Below are 16,249 nucleotides of genomic sequence, written 5' to 3'. Positions count from 1 at the left end.
GGATGCTTCAAAGGCTCTGTTCCCCGTTTGGGGCGCAGAGCCTTTTGTTTTATCTTCTGTGTTCATAAAAAGTTCACAATAATACCCCCCAGCCCTACTTGTAGAAACAGGACCGCCGTGCTATAATGCAGCTATGGAGCAAAATACCCCCAAGGGGTAACAAAAGGAGAATAGACATGAGCGATGTGAACAAGATCCCGGAGGGCAGCTGCCCCCACTGCTCCCCCACCCCGGCAGAAGAGCCCTGCTGTGCCCCGGCTGAGGGAAGCACCGGCTGCGGCTGCCGCCACAAGCAGCGCACCGAGGAGGAGTACAAGCACCTCATCACCCGGCTGAACCGCATCGAGGGCCAGATCCGGGGCATCCGGAGCATGGTGGAAAAAGATGTGTACTGCACGGATATCCTGGTGCAGGCCGCCGCCGCCAGAAGCGCCCTGAACGGTTTTACCCGGGAGCTGATCGACCAGCACCTGAGCACCTGCGTGGCTGAGGACCTAAAAAACGGCGGCGAGGAGAAGCTGCAGGAGTTTTTGTGGATCCTGAACAAGCTCGTTTGATCCCATTCACGCAGCGTTTTTTATCGGAGGGAAACAATGGAACAGTATACTGTTACGGGCATGAGCTGCGCGGCCTGCTCTGCCCGGGTGGAAAAGGCCGTAAAAGCTGTGCCCGGCGTGACCAGCTGCTCGGTGAGCCTGCTGACCAACTCCATGGGAGTGGAGGGCACTGCCAGCGCCTCGGCCATCGTCAAGGCAGTGCAGGAGGCGGGCTACGGCGCAAGCCCCAAGGCTGCTGCCGCCGAGACCCCCAGCGCCGAGCTGGATGCACTGGCTGACCACGAAACACCCAGACTGAAGAAACGGCTCATCGCATCACTGGTCTTTCTGGCAGTGCTGATGTATTTCTCGATGGGCCACATGATGTGGGGCTGGCCGCTCCCCCACTGGTTCGACGGCAACCACGTTGCCATGGGTCTGGTCCAGCTGCTGCTGGCGGGCATCGTAATGGTCATCAACCAGAAGTTCTTCATCAGCGGCTTCAAGGGCCTGCTCCACCGTGCCCCCAACATGGATACACTGGTGGCGCTGGGTTCCTCGGCCAGCTTTCTCTGGAGCACCTACGCCCTGTTCGCCATGACCCGCGCTCAGGTGGACGGCAACGACGCGCTCGTCATGCACTACATGATGGAGCTCTACTTTGAATCTGCCGCCATGATCCTGACCCTGATCACCGTGGGCAAGATGCTGGAGGCCCGCTCCAAGGGCAAGACCACCGACGCGCTCAAGAGCCTGATGAAGCTGGCACCCCAGACCGCCACCCTGCTGCGGGAGGGGGCCGAAGTGACCGTGCCCATTGCACAGGTGAAAAAAGGCGACCTCTTTGTGGTGCGCCCCGGTGAGAACATCCCGGTGGACGGCCTTGTGCTGGAAGGTTCCAGCGCCGTGAATGAGAGCGCCCTGACCGGCGAGAGCATCCCGGTGGACAAGGCTGCGGGAGACAAGGTCAGCGCCGCCACCACCAACCAGTCCGGTTTCCTGAAGTGCGAAGCCACCCGTGTGGGCGAGGATACCACGCTGGCCCAGATCATCCGGATGGTCAGTGATGCCGCTGCCACCAAGGCCCCCATTGCCAAGATCGCCGATACCGTTTCCGGCTTTTTTGTGCCTGCAGTCATCTCCATTTCGGTGCTGACCACCCTTGTCTGGCTGCTGCTGGGCCGGGAATTCGGCTATGCGCTGGCCCGGGGCATCTCGGTGCTGGTCATCAGCTGCCCCTGCGCGCTGGGTCTGGCAACGCCTGTGGCCATCATGGTGGGCAACGGTCTGGGGGCCAGGAACGGCATCCTGTTCAAAACTGCCGCCTCGCTGGAAGCTGCAGGCCGCACCCAGATCGTGGCGCTGGACAAGACCGGCACCATCACCAGCGGCGAGCCCCGGGTCACTGACATCCTCCCCGCGGAGGGCGTTTCCGAGAGTGAGCTGCTGACGCTGGCGGCCTCGCTGGAGCAGAAGAGTGAGCACCCGCTGGCCAAGGCGGTGCTGGCCTATGCCGAGACAGAGACCATCGCCTGCCCCGATGTGACCGATTTTGCCGCCCTGCCCGGCAATGGCCTTTCCGCACGGCTGGACGGCATGGAGATCTACGGCGGCAATGCGGAGTTCATCGCCACCAAGGCATCCGTACCCGCCGAACTCCAGGCCGAAGCCGCCCGGCTGGCCGCTGAGGGCAAAACGCCCCTCTTCTTTGGCGGTGCAGGCCGCCTGATGGGCGTGATCGCTGTGGCGGACACCCTCAAGGAGGACAGCCCCCGCGCCATCCGGGAGCTGCAGAACATGGGCATCCGGGTGGTTATGCTGACCGGCGACAACCAGCGCACCGCCGATGCCATTGGCCGGCAGGCGGGCGTGGACGAGGTCATTGCGGGCGTTCTGCCCGACGGCAAGGAGGCCGTGATCCGCAGGCTGCAGGAGAGCGGCAAGGTGGCCATGGTGGGCGACGGCATCAACGATGCCCCCGCCCTGACCCGCGCGGACACCGGCATCGCCATCGGTGCCGGTACCGATGTTGCCATTGACGCAGCCGATGTGGTCCTGATGAACTCCCGGCTCTCCGATGTGCCCGCTGCCATCCGGCTGAGCCGCGCCACCCTGCGCAACATCCACGAAAACCTGTTCTGGGCGTTCATCTACAACATCATCGGCATCCCGCTGGCCGCCGGTGTGTTCATCCCCTTTGGCCTGACCCTGAACCCCATGTTCGGAGCTGCGGCCATGAGTCTTTCCAGCTTCTGTGTCGTGAGCAATGCCCTGCGGCTGAACCTGTTCGACCTGCACAGCACCAAACACGACCGTAAACCCAAGTCTGCCGCCCTGCCCGCTGCCCCCGTGCAGCCTGCAGCGGCTGAAAATACTGCCGAACCCGTTTCGGCTCCTGTTGTCAAGGAGGACAATGCCATGAAAAAGACCCTGCATGTTGAAGGTATGATGTGCGGCCACTGCGAGGCCCGCGTGAAAAAGGCGCTGGAAGCCCTGCCCGCCGTGGACGCGGCCGTGGTCAGCCACGAGGCCGGTACCGCCATCGTCACCCTGAACGCCGAGGTTTCCGACGCAGACCTGAAGAAGGCTGTTGAGGATCAGGATTACAAGGTGACCGGCATCGAATAACGGATGCACAAAAGCAGCGCCCTGTTTCCCATTGCGGGAGACAGGGCGCTGCTGCTTCTTCTGGATTCTTTGGGGATTGGGATCACACCCAGCTGAGGATGCTTTTGTGTTCAGACTCGTACTGCTTCAGCGCAATGGCCTGCTGGTAAGCATCCAGCACCTGCTGGGCGAAATGCTCTGCCGAGTAGCGGGCGGCGGTGGCCAGAGCGTTCTGGTGCAGCTGCCCGCGCAGGGCGGGGTCCGAGATGATGGTGTTCAGTGCCGATGCAAACTCGGCTTCGTCCTTCCACTGCCAGCCGTTGAAGCCGTTTTCCACCACGCCATCCAGGCAGGGGTCCGCACGGCAGAGCACCGGCAGACCGCAGGCCATGCCCTCGAAGTAGGTCAGGCCCTGGGTCTCGCTCTGGGAGGCACTGACGAAGATATCGCCCACGCGGTACCACCGGGGCACCTCATCGGGCTTGACCATGCCCACAAAGCGGACGCGGTCGGTCAGCTTCAGCTCCCTTGTCAGTGCTTCCAGGTCAGGCCGGGCGGGGCCGTCGCCCACAAACACCAGCCACGGGCGGTTCTCCTCCGGCTGGGCGGCCAGCAGACGCACCAGCTGGGCGTGGTTCTTCTCGGCAGCCAGACGGCCCAGCGAGAGCAGGACGGTATCCCCTTCCGGGATGCCCAGCTCTGCCCGCATCCGGGCCTTTTCCTCGCCGTTGTCTTGCGCCGGGCCAAAGGCGGTCAGGTCGATGCCGGTGGGCACTGTGACCACCGGGCAGCTGACCCCGTAGCGGTTGAGCATGGCGCGCACCTTTTCGGTGGGGGCCAGCATGAGGGAGCAATAGCCCGAGAGGATGCGGGTGGCCTTTTCGGCGGTCATCCGGCCCAGACGCTCACTGAAGAAAAGGTACTGGGTATAATCCTCGTAGACAGTATGGTAGGTATGTACCACCGGGCAGTGGCACCGGCGGGCCACCCGCTGTGCCAGCATAAAGGTAGAAAACTCGCTTTGCGTATGGATGACCTCCGGGCCCCAGGCTTCCAGCTCGTCCAGCCAGTGGGAGATGGGCAGAGCGCCCGCCGCACTGATCCGCACGCCCGGGTAGACCCGCTCCGCGCTGATGCTGCCCACATACAGGATGCCGTTTTCCTCATGGGAATGGCCATTCTGGGCAAGGGTCACCACCCGCACGTCATGGCCCAGTGCCAGCAGCTGGTGGTACAGCAGCTCCACCGAGCGCACCACACCGTTGACCATTGGGGACCATGTATCTGATGCAAGAAGAATTTTCATTGGAACACCTCAGATTACCGCATAGAATAGGGGTTATGTTCTCTGTTCTATCCTTAATACGTTTCAGAGCCGCAGAATCTTGCAGATCCGCCCTGATTTTTTCAAAATTTTTCCGGTTTCACCACCGAGACCGTCTCCACGCCATAGGCTGCAAAGAGCTCCAGCGCCGCCGGGCCGATCACCTCGCCGCTGACGACGATGGGGATGGCGGGCGGACAGGAAACGGTGGGCAGAGCGCAGACCCTGCCCAGCGCAGACCCTGCCGGGATGGTCTCCTGCGGGGCAAACACGGCCTGCCGCACGGTCAGGCGGGGCTCCGCCTGCCGGGCCAGCGCACAAAATGCCTCCCGGTGCTCGGCAGGGGGTTCTGCCGGGGGGATGCCCCGCGCACAGAGTTCTGCCAGAGCCGCCTCCAGCCGGGCAATGTCCTCCGCCGGGTTCTCCGGGGTGAACATCAGCACAAGGTAGCGGGGGTCGGCATATTCGCACTCCATTCCGTTTTGCCGCAGATGGTCGGCCAGTGCCTGCCCGGTCAGGCCCAGCGCCGCTGCGTCCAGCGTCAGCTTCATGGGTTCCCGGGCGGGACCGTCCAGTGCCAGCGGCAGGGCCGTGCCCTGCCCGGCAGCCAGCGCGTTCAGACGGGCACGCAGAGCAGCCAGCCGGTCACAGCACTCCTGCAGGCGTGCCGGGTAATCGGTGGAAAGCAGCCGGTTGCAGGCATCGAGAGACTGCAGGATCAGATAAGACGGGCTGGTGGAGCCGAACAGCGCCAGCGCGTTGCGCACGGTGCTTTCCTCCTGCACGGGGGCCTTGGGGCCCAGATGCAGGTAGGCTCCCCCGGTAAGCACCGGCAGGGTCTTGTGGCCGGAGTCACAGCAGGCCGCCGCGCCCAGGTCGATGGGGTGGCGGCTCCCGCCGGGCAGAAAGCGCAGGTAGGCCCCGTGGGCGTTATCCACCAGCAGGGGCACGCCGTGAGCATCGCAGACGGCAGAGAGGGCCGCAATATCCTGCATCCCGCCCAGATAATCCGGGCTGGTCAGGTAAACGCCGAAGGGTGCTCTCCCCTGCCCGGCCAGCTCCTCAAGGGCGGCGGAAAGGGCCTGCACCGTTACCGGGCAGCTGCACAGCGCGCCGGTATCCTCCGGCGCGGGCCAGAGCCACCGGATGTCGAAGTCCAGCAGAGCCGCTGCATAGAGCAGGGCTTTGTGGGCATTGCGGGCCGCCAGCAGCACCGGGCGCTTGCCGGTGCAGGGCGCACCCTGCATAGCAAGGCAGAGCATGGCCCGGATGCACTGGGAAGAACCCTCGGTGCTGTAATAGGTGTGGGCCGTGCCGAACAGCCGGGTGGCGTTGGCCTCGCTCTGCGCGATGATGCCCTCGGCCTCATAGAGCTCATCGGCCCCCCGGATCTCGGTGATATCCCACGGCTCACAGCCCAGCAGGCTCTGCCCCTTATGCCCCGGCATGTGGAGCCGGGCAGTGCCGGACTGGGCGTACCGCCGCACAAAATCGACGATGGGGGTGGTCATTTATTCGCAGGCCTCGCCGTCGGCGCAGGCATTGCAGGTGGAGCCCAGCTGGATGGGCACTTCGATGCCCTGTGCAGCCAGCTCCTGATTCTGTGCCACCTGGATCATAATAGCGCACTCCATCCGCTTGCGGAACAGCTCACAGCCGTACTCGTACACGCCGGTAATGCTGCCGGTTGCGTGGTAGGAGTTGGCTGCACAGCCGCCGGAGCAGTAGAGCTTTGCCCAGCAGTCCTGGCACTCCTTGCGGGCGTAGGCGTTGCAGTGCTTGAACTCGTCCCGGACTGCCGTGTTGGTGACACCCTTCCAGATATCGCCCATCAGGTACTTGGGATCGCCCACGAACTGATGGCAGGGATACAGATCTCCCCAGGGGGTCACAGCCATGTACTCGGTGCCGGAGCCGCAGCCCGAAATGCGCTTGTAGATGCAGGGGCCGCCGGTCAGGTCGATCATGTAGTGGTAGAAGGTGAAGCCGCGGCCCTCGCGGTTCCGCTTGATCATCTCCTTGGCCAGGATCTCATACTGCTCCTTCAGGATGGGCAGATCTGCCTCGGTCAGAGCGCTGGGGTCACTGGGGTCGCAGACCACGGGCTCCATGCTCAGCTCGGTAAAGCCCAGATCTGCCATATGGAAGATATCGTTGGTGAAGTCGGTGTTGTAGTGGGTAAAGGTGCCGCGCATGTAATAGCCCTTATCGCCGCGCTTCTTTACAAACTCCTGGAACTTGGGCACAATGGCATCGTAGCTGCCACGGCCGGCGTAGTCCTTGCGGAAGCGGTCGTGGACTTCCTTGCGGCCATCCAGGCTCAGGACCACGTTGTGGCACTCCTTGTTGCAGAAGTCGATGACATCATCGTCAATGAGCATGCCGTTGGTGGTCATGGTGAAGCGGAAGTTCTTATTGTGGATCTTCTCCTGCTCACGGCAGTAGGCCACCAGCTTCTTGACCATATCAAAGTTCATCAGAGGCTCGCCGCCGAAGAAGTCCACCTCGAGGTTGCGGCGGCTGCCGGAATTCTCAATGAGGAAATCCATTGCCCGCTTGCCCACCTCAAAGCTCATCAGGGCACGCTCGCCCTGATAGCGGCCCTGCGAGGCGAAGCAGTAGGAGCAGTTCAGGTTGCAGGTGTGGGCCACATGCAGGCAGAGGGCCTTGACCACGGTGTTGCGGTTCTTGAAATCGAACGCGAGGTTCTCATAGGTATCGGGGCTCCACAGCTTGCCGGATTCCTTCAGGCTTGCCACGTCATCAATGCACTGGCGCAGGTCGGCCTCGGTCACGTCCTCACGGTCGCCGTACTTTGCCATCATGGCGGCAACGATCTCGTCGGCGGTGTGGTCGGGGTACATGGCAATGACATCATACGCCACTTCATCCACCACATGCACCGAGCCGCTGCAGGTATCCAGCACGATGTTATAGCCGTTCAATTGATACTGATGTACCATTTTATTCTCCATTCCATTGTTACATAAAAAAATGCCGCCCGGCAAAGGCGGCATCCGATTTGCAGAAATTACTTGTTGCTGTTCTCGCACTTCTGGTTAGCCACGCCGCAGGAAGTCTTGCAGGCAGACTGGCAGGAAGTCTGGCACTCGCCGCAGCCACCGGTCACAACGCTCTTGGTCAGGTCACGAGTAGCGATCGTCTTAATACGTTCCATAATTAAAAACCTCTCTAGCTCCAAATAGTTGATACGCAGAACCACCTGCGCATTGTTATCTTGATATAGGATAGCACGGTTCAGGGATTCTGTCAAGATTTTTGTCGCATCTTCTGTGGGCAGTATTTTGTAGGCTGTACAAAGACGAAGCCCTACCCCACCGGCTGATACTTTTCTAATACTGTATGCAGCCCCAGCTCCCGGGCTTTTCCCAGCAAGTACCGGTAGCGGGCCAGAAGGGCCTGCCGCTCATAGATGTGCTGTTCGATGAGGTCGGTATCCACCTCAAGGTCGAACATCATCTCGTTCCGGTGCAGGCAGAACAGGCATTCTTTCAGCTCCTCCTCCAGCTCCGGGTGGTAGCGCTCGTGTTCGGTGTCCCGCGGGATGCGGGGCGAAAGCAGGGTCTTTTCCTTTTGCGTGGTCTGGGTCATAGCAGTTCCTCCTCTTTGTGCGTCTTTGCTTCTTCTGATTTCCAGTATATGCAAAGAGCATGAGAAGGATGACGGAATCAAGCAGCCCGCAAGAACTCCTGCGAAAGTGCGTCTTTTTTCCGGTTTCTGCAAAAAATTTCAAAAAAGTGCTTGACAAAGCGGCACTTTTTCCGTATAATAGCACACGTTGAGCGGCTCACCCCGCAAGACAGACCCAAACTGATGGGGATTTGCATAGTGGTAGTGCGGTAGACTCTGACTCTACTTGTGGGAGTTCGATTCTCTCATCCCCAACCAAAAAGACATCCGAACACTCCGGATGTCTTTTTTTGTCGTATCCGGGTTATGGAGTGCACTCCGCCCTTGCACACGAGAGGAGTATTGGACATGGAAAACATCAAGAAAAACTTCGGTTTTGGCTGTATGCGCCTGCCCTTGAAGGATGGTGAGATCGATCTGGCCGAAACCAGCCGGATGGTCGATTATTTTCTGGAGCAGGGCTTCAACTACTTCGACACGGCCCACGGCTACCTTCAGGGCCGGAGCGAGACGGCGCTGAAAGCCTGCCTGACCAGCCGCCACCCCCGCGACAGCTACATCCTGACCGACAAGCTGACCGGCAGTTTCTTCAAAACTGAGGCTGACATCCGTCCCTTTTTCCAGAGCCAGCTGGAAGCCTGCGGTGTGGACTATTTTGATTTCTACCTGATGCACGCCCAAAGTGCAACGTTTTACCAGCATTTCAAAAAATGCCGAGCCTATGAGACCGCTTTTGCGCTGAAGGCCGAGGGCAAAATCAAGCATGTGGGCATCTCCTTCCACGATCATGCCGAGGTACTGGAGCAGATTCTGACCGACTACCCGGAGATCGAGGTGGTGCAGATCCAGTTCAACTATGTGGACTACGACGACCCCGCCGTGCAGAGCCGCGAGTGCTATGAAGTCTGCCGCAGGCACGGCAAGCCCGTGCTGGTCATGGAGCCTGTGAAGGGCGGCAACCTGGTCAACCTGCCCGAAGAGGCCCGGAAGGTGCTGGACGAGCTGCACGGCGGCAGCCCAGCCAGCTACGCCATCCGCTTTGCGGCGGGCTTCCCCGGCATGATGATGGTGCTCTCCGGCATGAGCAGCATGGAGCAGATGAAGGATAACCTCAGCTACATGAAGGACTTCCAGCCCCTGAACGAGACCGAGCTGGAAGCCGTGAAGAAGGTGCAGTCGATCTTCCGCGCCATGAACCTGATCCCCTGCATCGCCTGCCGCTACTGCACCGATGGCTGCCCCAGGCAGATCGCCATCCCCGACCTGTTCGCCGTAATGAACACCAAGCAGATCTATCACGACTGGAACGCCGACTTTTACTATAATAATGTCTATACCGGCGCAGACCGCCGGGCATCTGACTGCATCCAGTGCGGCAGGTGCGAAAAGGCCTGCCCTCAGCACCTGCCCATCCGCAGACTGCTGACTGAGATCGCCGCAGAATTTGAAAAGCAGTAAACAAAAAGAGCGATACAGCAAACGCTGTATCGCTCTTTTTTCGTTAACAGGAATTAGTAATTCAGACCGAAGCCGCTGCGGTAGTAATTGCCGTCGGCATCGCAGTAGGCGTAGCTGCCGCCCTTGACGTTGGCGAGGATAGAGGGATCGATGTACTGATCCTTATCGTAGCCGGGCACGTCGTTGGGAGAGGCGCAGATCTCGCGCACCACACCGTCGATCTCCTGCTCGGTGATGGCAATGACGGCGGGGTCAGAGACCATGGTCAGGCTCAGCTTGCCGGTGGGGGCAAAGTCGCCGCTGATGACATCGACCTGAGCGTTCAGGGCGTTGTTCAGGGCAACGGCGCTGACGGTGTACTGGATGGTCAGTGCGTCGCAGTAGGGCTCCAGCTTGTCCAGCAGCCAGGGGTTGCAGACCACGCAGGTGCCAACCACCTTGCCGCCGCGGGCATGGATGGCATCGGCCAGTTCCTTGATCTTTTCCACGTCCTTCAGGGTGACAACGGTGACCTTGTTGCCGGTCTTTTTCTGGCTCTTGTTGCGCTCGCGCTCGTCAGTGACGATCTCGCCCATCTCGATGACGGGCATTGCGTACTGGTTGAACACCAGACCGTTGCTGATGGGCCAGACGTGCAGGTAGAGCACATCGGCCTCCTCCGGGGTGGCCACCACGGTGTAGCCTTTCTTCTCAAAGGCTTCCGTCAGGGTCTTGCGCAGAGCGGCATCCTCGTCCGTGTTGCCCAGACCGGCACCCATAGCCTGTGCCATCTGTGCAAAGCCGGAGTCCACACCCTTGAAGGTGACGATGCAGACCTTCTGGCTCTTGGCCAGAGGCAGGAGCTTCTCGTGGTTCTTGACCAGAACAACAGCCTTCTGGTTGGCCTCGTAAGCCTTCTTCTTGGCACCATCGAAGTTATCCACGCGGGCCTGATCGGCCTTGTCGGGGTCGAGGTAGGGGTTATCCACCCGCTTGGTGCGGAACAGGCTCAGCAGACGGTTGTAGCTGGCGCGGTCCAGATCCGCCTTGGGCAGCAGACCGTCCTCCACAGCCTTGACGATGTTCTCGGGGTCGGTGTTGCCGCCGATGACATCGGTACCGGCAGAGATGGCCTTGGCGTAGCGCTCGGGCTCGGTGAGGTTCTCCACACCGTAGATCTGAACGGTGGTGATGCCGGAGTCAGAGTTGACATAGCCGTCAAAGCCCATCTTGTTCCGGGCCAGATCGGTGATCAGTTCCTTGCTGTAAGCGCTGGGCACTTCCTCGGTGCTGGTGATCTCGCCCCGGTAGGTCTGGGGCACGGCACGGCCATCGGTGGCAATACGGGAGTAGTCCGGCATGATGGAAGAGACCTTGTGGTCAAAGGCGCGCTGGAACGGGGGCAGATGATACTTTTCCATAGAGCCGGGGGTGCGGTAGATGCGCCACTGGCCGATGGGCACATGGGGCTCAAAGCCATTCTCAGAGGGGGCATCGCCGGGGAAGTGCTTGATGGTCAGAACAACAGAACCCTCGTTCAGGCCGTTGTCGCCATCCTGATAGCCCTTGACCAGAGCCTCGGCAATGTCACTGGTGACATCGGGACGCTCGCCGTAAGTACCGGAGGTACGGGGCCAGCGGGGGTCAGAGGTCACATCGACCTGAGGGCCGTACATGATGTTCAGGCCCTCGGCTTTCATCATCTTGCGGTCGGTCTGGGCCATCTCATAGACCATGTCGGTGTTGCCGTCGCCAATGACAGCCGCGCCGATGCCCAGAGAGTCCGGGTAACCGATGTTGATGGGGTTGGTGTGGAGAGAGTACGGAATGGCCACGCCGCCCTTGCAGGCCTCGTATTCCAGCATCTGGGTGCCGGCGTTGTGGTACAGGGCCACCATGCCGGCCTCGCAGCGCATGTCACCGCGGTAAACACCGGCGGCAATGTGCTTTTCCAGAACGTGGCTGTCATCAATGCTGACGGTCATGCCGGGCAGAGGGCCGGGCATGGGCTTTTCACCGGGGTTGTGGTGCTTGTAGATCTTGCCCAGCTCCAGCTTGCCTTCGGCGTTGGTGGCCTCGGCACGGGTGGGCACCACAGGGCTGTTGAACAGGGTGTTCAGCACAAGGCCTGCCTGCTGATCCAGCCGCAGATGCTTGACCATATCCTCAGCGCGCTGCTCAGGGCTCAACCGCCAATCCTTGTAGGGGGCCAGCTCGCCGCTGTTGTCCAGATCCTTAAAGTACAGGCCGTCCTTGACGATCACGCCGCAGGTGGTCACACCGATGTCGGGGCCGTTGACGTTGTGGAAGATGACCGGCTCAAGATACTGGTCAATGATCTGCTCGCCCTCTTCCAGAGCGTAGGGTGCAGGGATCACGCCGTCCTTGGCCTCTGCCCACTGGTCGGCGCTGGTATACCGTGTCTGCATAATGTTTCTCCTTTGTCTCTGTGCCTGCCACAGCACAGCTGATATATTACTTGCCTGTTTATTATACTTCCAGCGCAGATCGTTCGCAAGCAAACAAATAAAAAAGTCACAAACTTTGGCGTAGTATACAAGGATGCTCTGCCGGATTTATGCAACTTTCCCCTATCCTGATCCACAAGCCGGGGGCGTTTCCTGCCGACAATGCTGCTTAAAAATAACCCTCTCCGTCAAAGCCTGCGGCGTTGACGGAGAGGGTCGTATCCTTAATTTACCAGATCATCTGGATGCGGCCTGCGCCGTACGGATCCTCGTAGTTGATCAGGTAGCCGGGGTAATCGGCCAGCGGGCTGTTGGCGCTTGCCAGATGCGGCAGACCGTTGGCATCCACGCCGCCGAACATGGCTGCGTAGCTGGACATAACAAGGTAGTCCTCAGAGACGTAGTCTTTGATGAGAGTCGCGCCATCGAACATGGCAAAGCCATCACCCAGATTGCGCAGGGTGTAGTTCATGCCGGCCAGAGCGTAGGTGGCGTTCGGGTCAAGGGGCTTATAGGTGCCGGTGGTCTTGTCGTAGATCTCCACGTTGCAGACACGCGGGGTGGCGGCGCTGCCAGTCCAGACGTTCTTGTCGTTGGTCTGAACGGTGTTGGGGATCATGGGGTGGATCTCGTACTTGGCACCTGCCACCTGCAGGAAGCCGCCGTTCTCCTTGCCCTCAGCACCGGCAAAGCGGGCACCAAACTCCAGAGCGTCCTGGATCTGCTGGCCAGTCACGGACATCAGGCAGGCCACGTTGCCAAAGGGGCTGACGGTCTTGCAGGTCTTGAAGCTCCAGGGGCCAGCCTCCACATCGGTGCGGATGCCGCCGCCGTTCATAATGGCGACATCACAATGGAGCTCCTCGATCTCGTTGAAATAGGTGTAGATGCCGTCGGCCACGAAGTCGCCGAGGTTGGTCTCGCCGGAGCGGATGCGGCGCTTGCCGGTGGCGGGATCGTTGATGTAGAATTTGGTATCGCCCACTGCGATCTCCTCGCCCAGCATATCGTCCACTGCGCTGATCCAGTTGGAGGCGGTGGCAGCCACGGCAGCATCCAGACCCTCGTAGGTGTCGATGAGCTCAGTGGTGATGGTGCCGTCCGCGCCCACAGTCATCTTGCCGATGTTCTTGAAGTAAGAACCAGTCTGGGTCAGGGTGACTGCCTTGCCGGAAGCATCGGCGACCTGCTTGTTGGCCATCACGGTGTGGGAGTGGCCGTCGATGAAGGCGGTGAAGCCGTGGGTGTGTGCAATGACTTCCTCACTGGTCCAGGGAGAGGAGGAGGGGTCAACGCCCAGATGGCCCAGACCGATGATGGTGTCAGCGCCCCAGAACTCAGCCTTGTCGATGGCTTTCTGAACGGCATCGTAGAGCTTCTGGCCGTCCTCGCCGCCCAAAATGTCGTAGATGTACTTGGTCTGGGCATCGTTCATAAAGTAGGCCGGGGTGGACTTGGTGAAGGTCTCGGGGGTGGTCACGCCCACAAAGGCGATCTTGCGGCCGCCCACAAAGAAGAACTTGACGCTGGGCAGGACGTTGAAGCCAGTGCGCAGATCGACCCAGTTGCAGGAGACATAGGGGAAGTCGGCTTCCCGGAGCACAGCCTTGGCGCGGGCCATGCCGTAGTCGAACTCGTGGTTGCCGGGGGTGGCCAGATCGTAACCGGCCTCGTTCATCAGCTCGATGATGGTAGCGCCGTCATCCATGGAACCGTAAGCGGTGCCCTGGATATGGTCACCTGCATCCACCAGCAGCACATCCCGACCGGTGTCCTCGATGCTCTTTTTCAGGGCAGCAATGGCGGCATAGGTGGGCTTGGGGGACTTATTGTCGATATAGGTGTGGACATCGTTGGTGTAGAGGATGGTCACATCCGCTTTGTCACCAAAGAAGCAATTGGTCTCCTCCGCAAAGGCGGCGGGTGCACCGACAGAAACTGCGGTCAGTGCCGTGGCAGCACCGGCAGCCTTGATAAAGCTGCGGCGGGTAATGAACTGTTTCACAGGGAAAGACCTCCTTTGATTCAATACGCTCTTTCAGCCCTCTCCTTCCATGCTGTGCAGCGTTGTTTTCCCTTTTGGGGAACTGGCGGGCTTCAGCAAGGCCGAGAGGGCTGTTTGTTACCTAAATCTTAACATAGAACCCCAGTTTCCGCAAGGGATTTTTGTAAAATTCGTGTCAAGGAATCTCACAATAGTCATACTGTTTTGGTAAAACCATTGAAAATTCCGAGAAAAAGGGCAAAGCCCCGCATCCCATGGAAAGGGTGCAGGGCTTTGCCGCATTCAGAAAAGAGGGTCAGAGGATCGGGGGACGATTCTCAGACAGCATCAGATGGCATGGTATTCCTTGAGGAACTTCTCAAGGTCGGTGCCCTCGATCTTCTTGAGCACTTCCTTGAGGGCAACCCGCTGGATGAAGGGCAGATCCATATCAGTGATCTTCTTGCCGTCACGCAGTTTGACCGTTGCATCGATCAGGCTGCGGACATCATAGGTGCTGCCCCAGACCTCGGGCACGCCGCGGTCGATGTTGAGCAGGGTGTAAACCGCTTCCATACCGGTGCGCATGGAGTACTCGGTGGTGAAGATGGTGTCACGGCCGGTCTCGGCAAACTGGCCCAGGAAGGCGAAGTTGACAGCGCCCTGGGGCACGATGTCGGGGCGGTCGCCGAAGGCACGGGGCATGAAGAAGGCATCGATATAGGGCATCATCACAGGCACAGTGTTGGCGCTGTGTTCAGCCAGCTCGGCAATGTCCTCCTCGGGCACGCCGATGTGGTACAGCCACTCCATGCAGATCTCGCGGCCGGTGCAGTCGCGCATGGGCTTCTTGACGTAATCGCCGGGCTTGTCGCTGAACAGGCCGTAGACCCAGACACAGAGCTGGTTCTTGGGCTGATCACGGAACTGCTGCTGGCGGTTCAGGGTCCAGCTGAGCAGCCAGCTGGAGTCCTTGACCGTGACGATGCCGCCGGTGACGGTGTGGCCGCTGAAGGGGTCACGCTTGCAGATCTTCTTGATATACTGGGGGATCTTGTCGTCCAGGGTGGTGATGGTGGCGCTTTCCCAGTTGGACAGCTCCGGCTGAGAGCAGAACTTTTCGGGATGGCCGAAGGAGGGATCCTGTGCAGCGATCTTCTTCCACAGATCCCAGCCGTTGCCCGGCTTGATGGTGGGATCAAAGCCTGCGGCCTTGTCCTGAGCGCCGATGGTGCAGCTCTCCACGCAGCCGCCGTTGGTGATGAAGAGCAGGTCGTTCTCGGTGAGGTCGATGGTCCTGCTCTCACCCTTGTGGTCCACGGTCACGCTGCTGGCCTGCTTTTTGCCGCCCTCGATCCGGAACTGGACATCGGTGACCTTGGTCTCGTACTGGAAGTCCACGCCGTGATCCTTCAGGTAGGTGACCATGGGCAGGATGATGGATTCATACTGGTTGTAGCGGGTAAAGCGCAGGGCGGTGAAATCGGGCAGACCGCCGATGTGGTGGATATAGCGCTTGAGGTAGAGCTTCATCTCCAGCGCGCTGTGCCAGTTCTCAAAGGCGAACATGGTGCGCCAGTACATCCAGAAGTTGGAGGAGAACACCTCATCGTCAAAGATATCGGTGATCTTTTTGTCCTGCAGCTGCTCGTCCGGGGTGAAGAAGAGCTTCATGATCTCCATGGCACCCTGATCGGAGATGGCGAATTTGCCATCGGTGTGGGCATCCTGGCCGCGGTTGACGGTGGCACGGCAGAGGGACTTGTTGGGGTCCTCCTTGTTCAGCCAGTAATACTCGTCCAGCACGCTGGCTCCCTCGGTCTCCAGTGAGGGGATGGAGCGGAGCAGGTCCCACATGACCTCGAAATGGTTGTCCATCTCACGGCCGCCGCGCATGACATAGCCGATATCGTACTTGTAGCCGTCGCAGGCACCGCCGGGCAGCGGGTCCTTCTCAAACACATGGATGTGGTCGCCCTGCATCTGGCCGTCACGGACCAGGTAGCAGGCGGCAGTCAGGGCCGCCAGACCGGAGCCGATGAGGTAAGCAGATTTATTGTCAACGCCCTCAGGCTTTTTGGGGTGTGCAAATGCTTCGTAGTTGCCACTGGAATAATACATACTGGGAACCTCCTGTAAATCGTATTGGGAAGACTGCGTTCATGGTTCTGTGTCGTCTTCCCTTTCGTTGTGCCTAGTATACCCCAGTGGTTTTTTCAGAACAACAAACAAATCCTGAACA

At 60.0% G+C, this 16,249-nt stretch carries 11 protein-coding genes and 1 tRNA gene; 4 read left to right on the top strand and 8 right to left on the bottom strand.

The genetic code is table 11. The features are described 5' to 3' along the window. Window positions 1-176 precede the first annotated feature (176 nt). Together P0G09_RS02405 and P0G09_RS02400 are read left to right on the top strand one after the other, a co-directional pair. Window positions 177-557, top strand: a complete 381-nt coding sequence (locus P0G09_RS02405) for a metal-sensing transcriptional repressor (protein WP_243135677.1) — start codon at window positions 177-179, stop codon at window positions 555-557. Between the two features lie 36 nt (window positions 558-593). Further along, entirely contained in the window at window positions 594-3,164 is a 2,571-nt protein-coding gene (locus P0G09_RS02400; RefSeq protein WP_275251822.1) for a heavy metal translocating P-type ATPase, read from the top strand. Between the two features lie 82 nt (window positions 3,165-3,246). Here the strand turns inward: P0G09_RS02400 and P0G09_RS02395 are convergent, their stop codons facing one another. From P0G09_RS02395 to P0G09_RS02375, 5 genes are all read right to left on the bottom strand, one after another. Next, window positions 3,247-4,449 carry a glycosyltransferase family 4 protein gene (locus P0G09_RS02395; protein ID WP_275251821.1) on the bottom strand — a complete coding sequence of 401 codons (1,203 nt, stop codon included), beginning with the start codon at window positions 4,447-4,449 and terminating at the stop codon, window positions 3,247-3,249. A gap of 101 nt (window positions 4,450-4,550) precedes the next feature. Continuing rightward, window positions 4,551-5,978, bottom strand: coding sequence for an amino acid decarboxylase (locus P0G09_RS02390; RefSeq protein ID WP_275251820.1), 1,428 nt, complete (start codon window positions 5,976-5,978; stop codon window positions 4,551-4,553). Next, complete coding sequence (gene scfB / locus P0G09_RS02385; RefSeq protein WP_275251819.1) at window positions 5,979-7,430, bottom strand: thioether cross-link-forming SCIFF peptide maturase; 1,452 nt, start codon at window positions 7,428-7,430, stop codon at window positions 5,979-5,981. A gap of 68 nt (window positions 7,431-7,498) precedes the next feature. Further along, window positions 7,499-7,645 carry a six-cysteine ranthipeptide SCIFF gene (gene scfA / locus P0G09_RS02380; RefSeq protein ID WP_015563834.1) on the bottom strand — a complete coding sequence of 49 codons (147 nt, stop codon included), beginning with the start codon at window positions 7,643-7,645 and terminating at the stop codon, window positions 7,499-7,501. 152 nt (window positions 7,646-7,797) lie between these two features. Beyond that, window positions 7,798-8,079: a DUF2508 family protein gene (locus P0G09_RS02375; RefSeq protein WP_275251818.1), complete on the bottom strand. Its 282-nt coding sequence runs from the start codon at window positions 8,077-8,079 to the stop codon at window positions 7,798-7,800. Window positions 8,080-8,302: 223 nt separating this feature from the next. Between P0G09_RS02375 and P0G09_RS02370 the strand changes: the two genes are divergently transcribed. Both P0G09_RS02370 and P0G09_RS02365 read left to right on the top strand, forming a co-directional pair. Then, window positions 8,303-8,376 (top strand) — tRNA-Gln (locus P0G09_RS02370). A 90-nt stretch (window positions 8,377-8,466) separates the two neighbouring features. Then, entirely contained in the window at window positions 8,467-9,576 is a 1,110-nt protein-coding gene (locus P0G09_RS02365) for an aldo/keto reductase (RefSeq protein ID WP_275251817.1), read from the top strand. Between the two features lie 53 nt (window positions 9,577-9,629). Here P0G09_RS02365 and P0G09_RS02360 read toward each other — a convergent pair whose 3' ends face one another. The 3 genes from P0G09_RS02360 to P0G09_RS02350 all read right to left on the bottom strand — a co-directional run bounded on the left by P0G09_RS02360 (window position 9,630) and on the right by P0G09_RS02350 (window position 16,128). After that, window positions 9,630-11,984 carry a glycoside hydrolase family 3 N-terminal domain-containing protein gene (locus P0G09_RS02360; protein ID WP_275251816.1) on the bottom strand — a complete coding sequence of 785 codons (2,355 nt, stop codon included), beginning with the start codon at window positions 11,982-11,984 and terminating at the stop codon, window positions 9,630-9,632. A 268-nt stretch (window positions 11,985-12,252) separates the two neighbouring features. Beyond that, on the bottom strand, window positions 12,253-14,028 hold the full coding sequence (locus tag P0G09_RS02355) for a bifunctional UDP-sugar hydrolase/5'-nucleotidase (protein WP_275251815.1): 1,776 nt from the start codon (window positions 14,026-14,028) through the stop codon (window positions 12,253-12,255). A gap of 327 nt (window positions 14,029-14,355) precedes the next feature. After that, on the bottom strand, window positions 14,356-16,128 hold the full coding sequence (locus tag P0G09_RS02350) for an oleate hydratase (RefSeq protein WP_097772249.1): 1,773 nt from the start codon (window positions 16,126-16,128) through the stop codon (window positions 14,356-14,358). Window positions 16,129-16,249: the final 121 nt, after the last annotated feature.

It is taken from the genome of Faecalibacterium sp. DFI.5.82 (genome assembly GCF_029076575.1).
Classification (GTDB): Bacteria; Bacillota; Clostridia; order Oscillospirales; family Ruminococcaceae; genus Faecalibacterium; species Faecalibacterium duncaniae.
The sequence above is the reverse complement of the archived record's forward strand: the minus strand, read 5'-3'. Positions and strand labels throughout refer to the sequence as shown.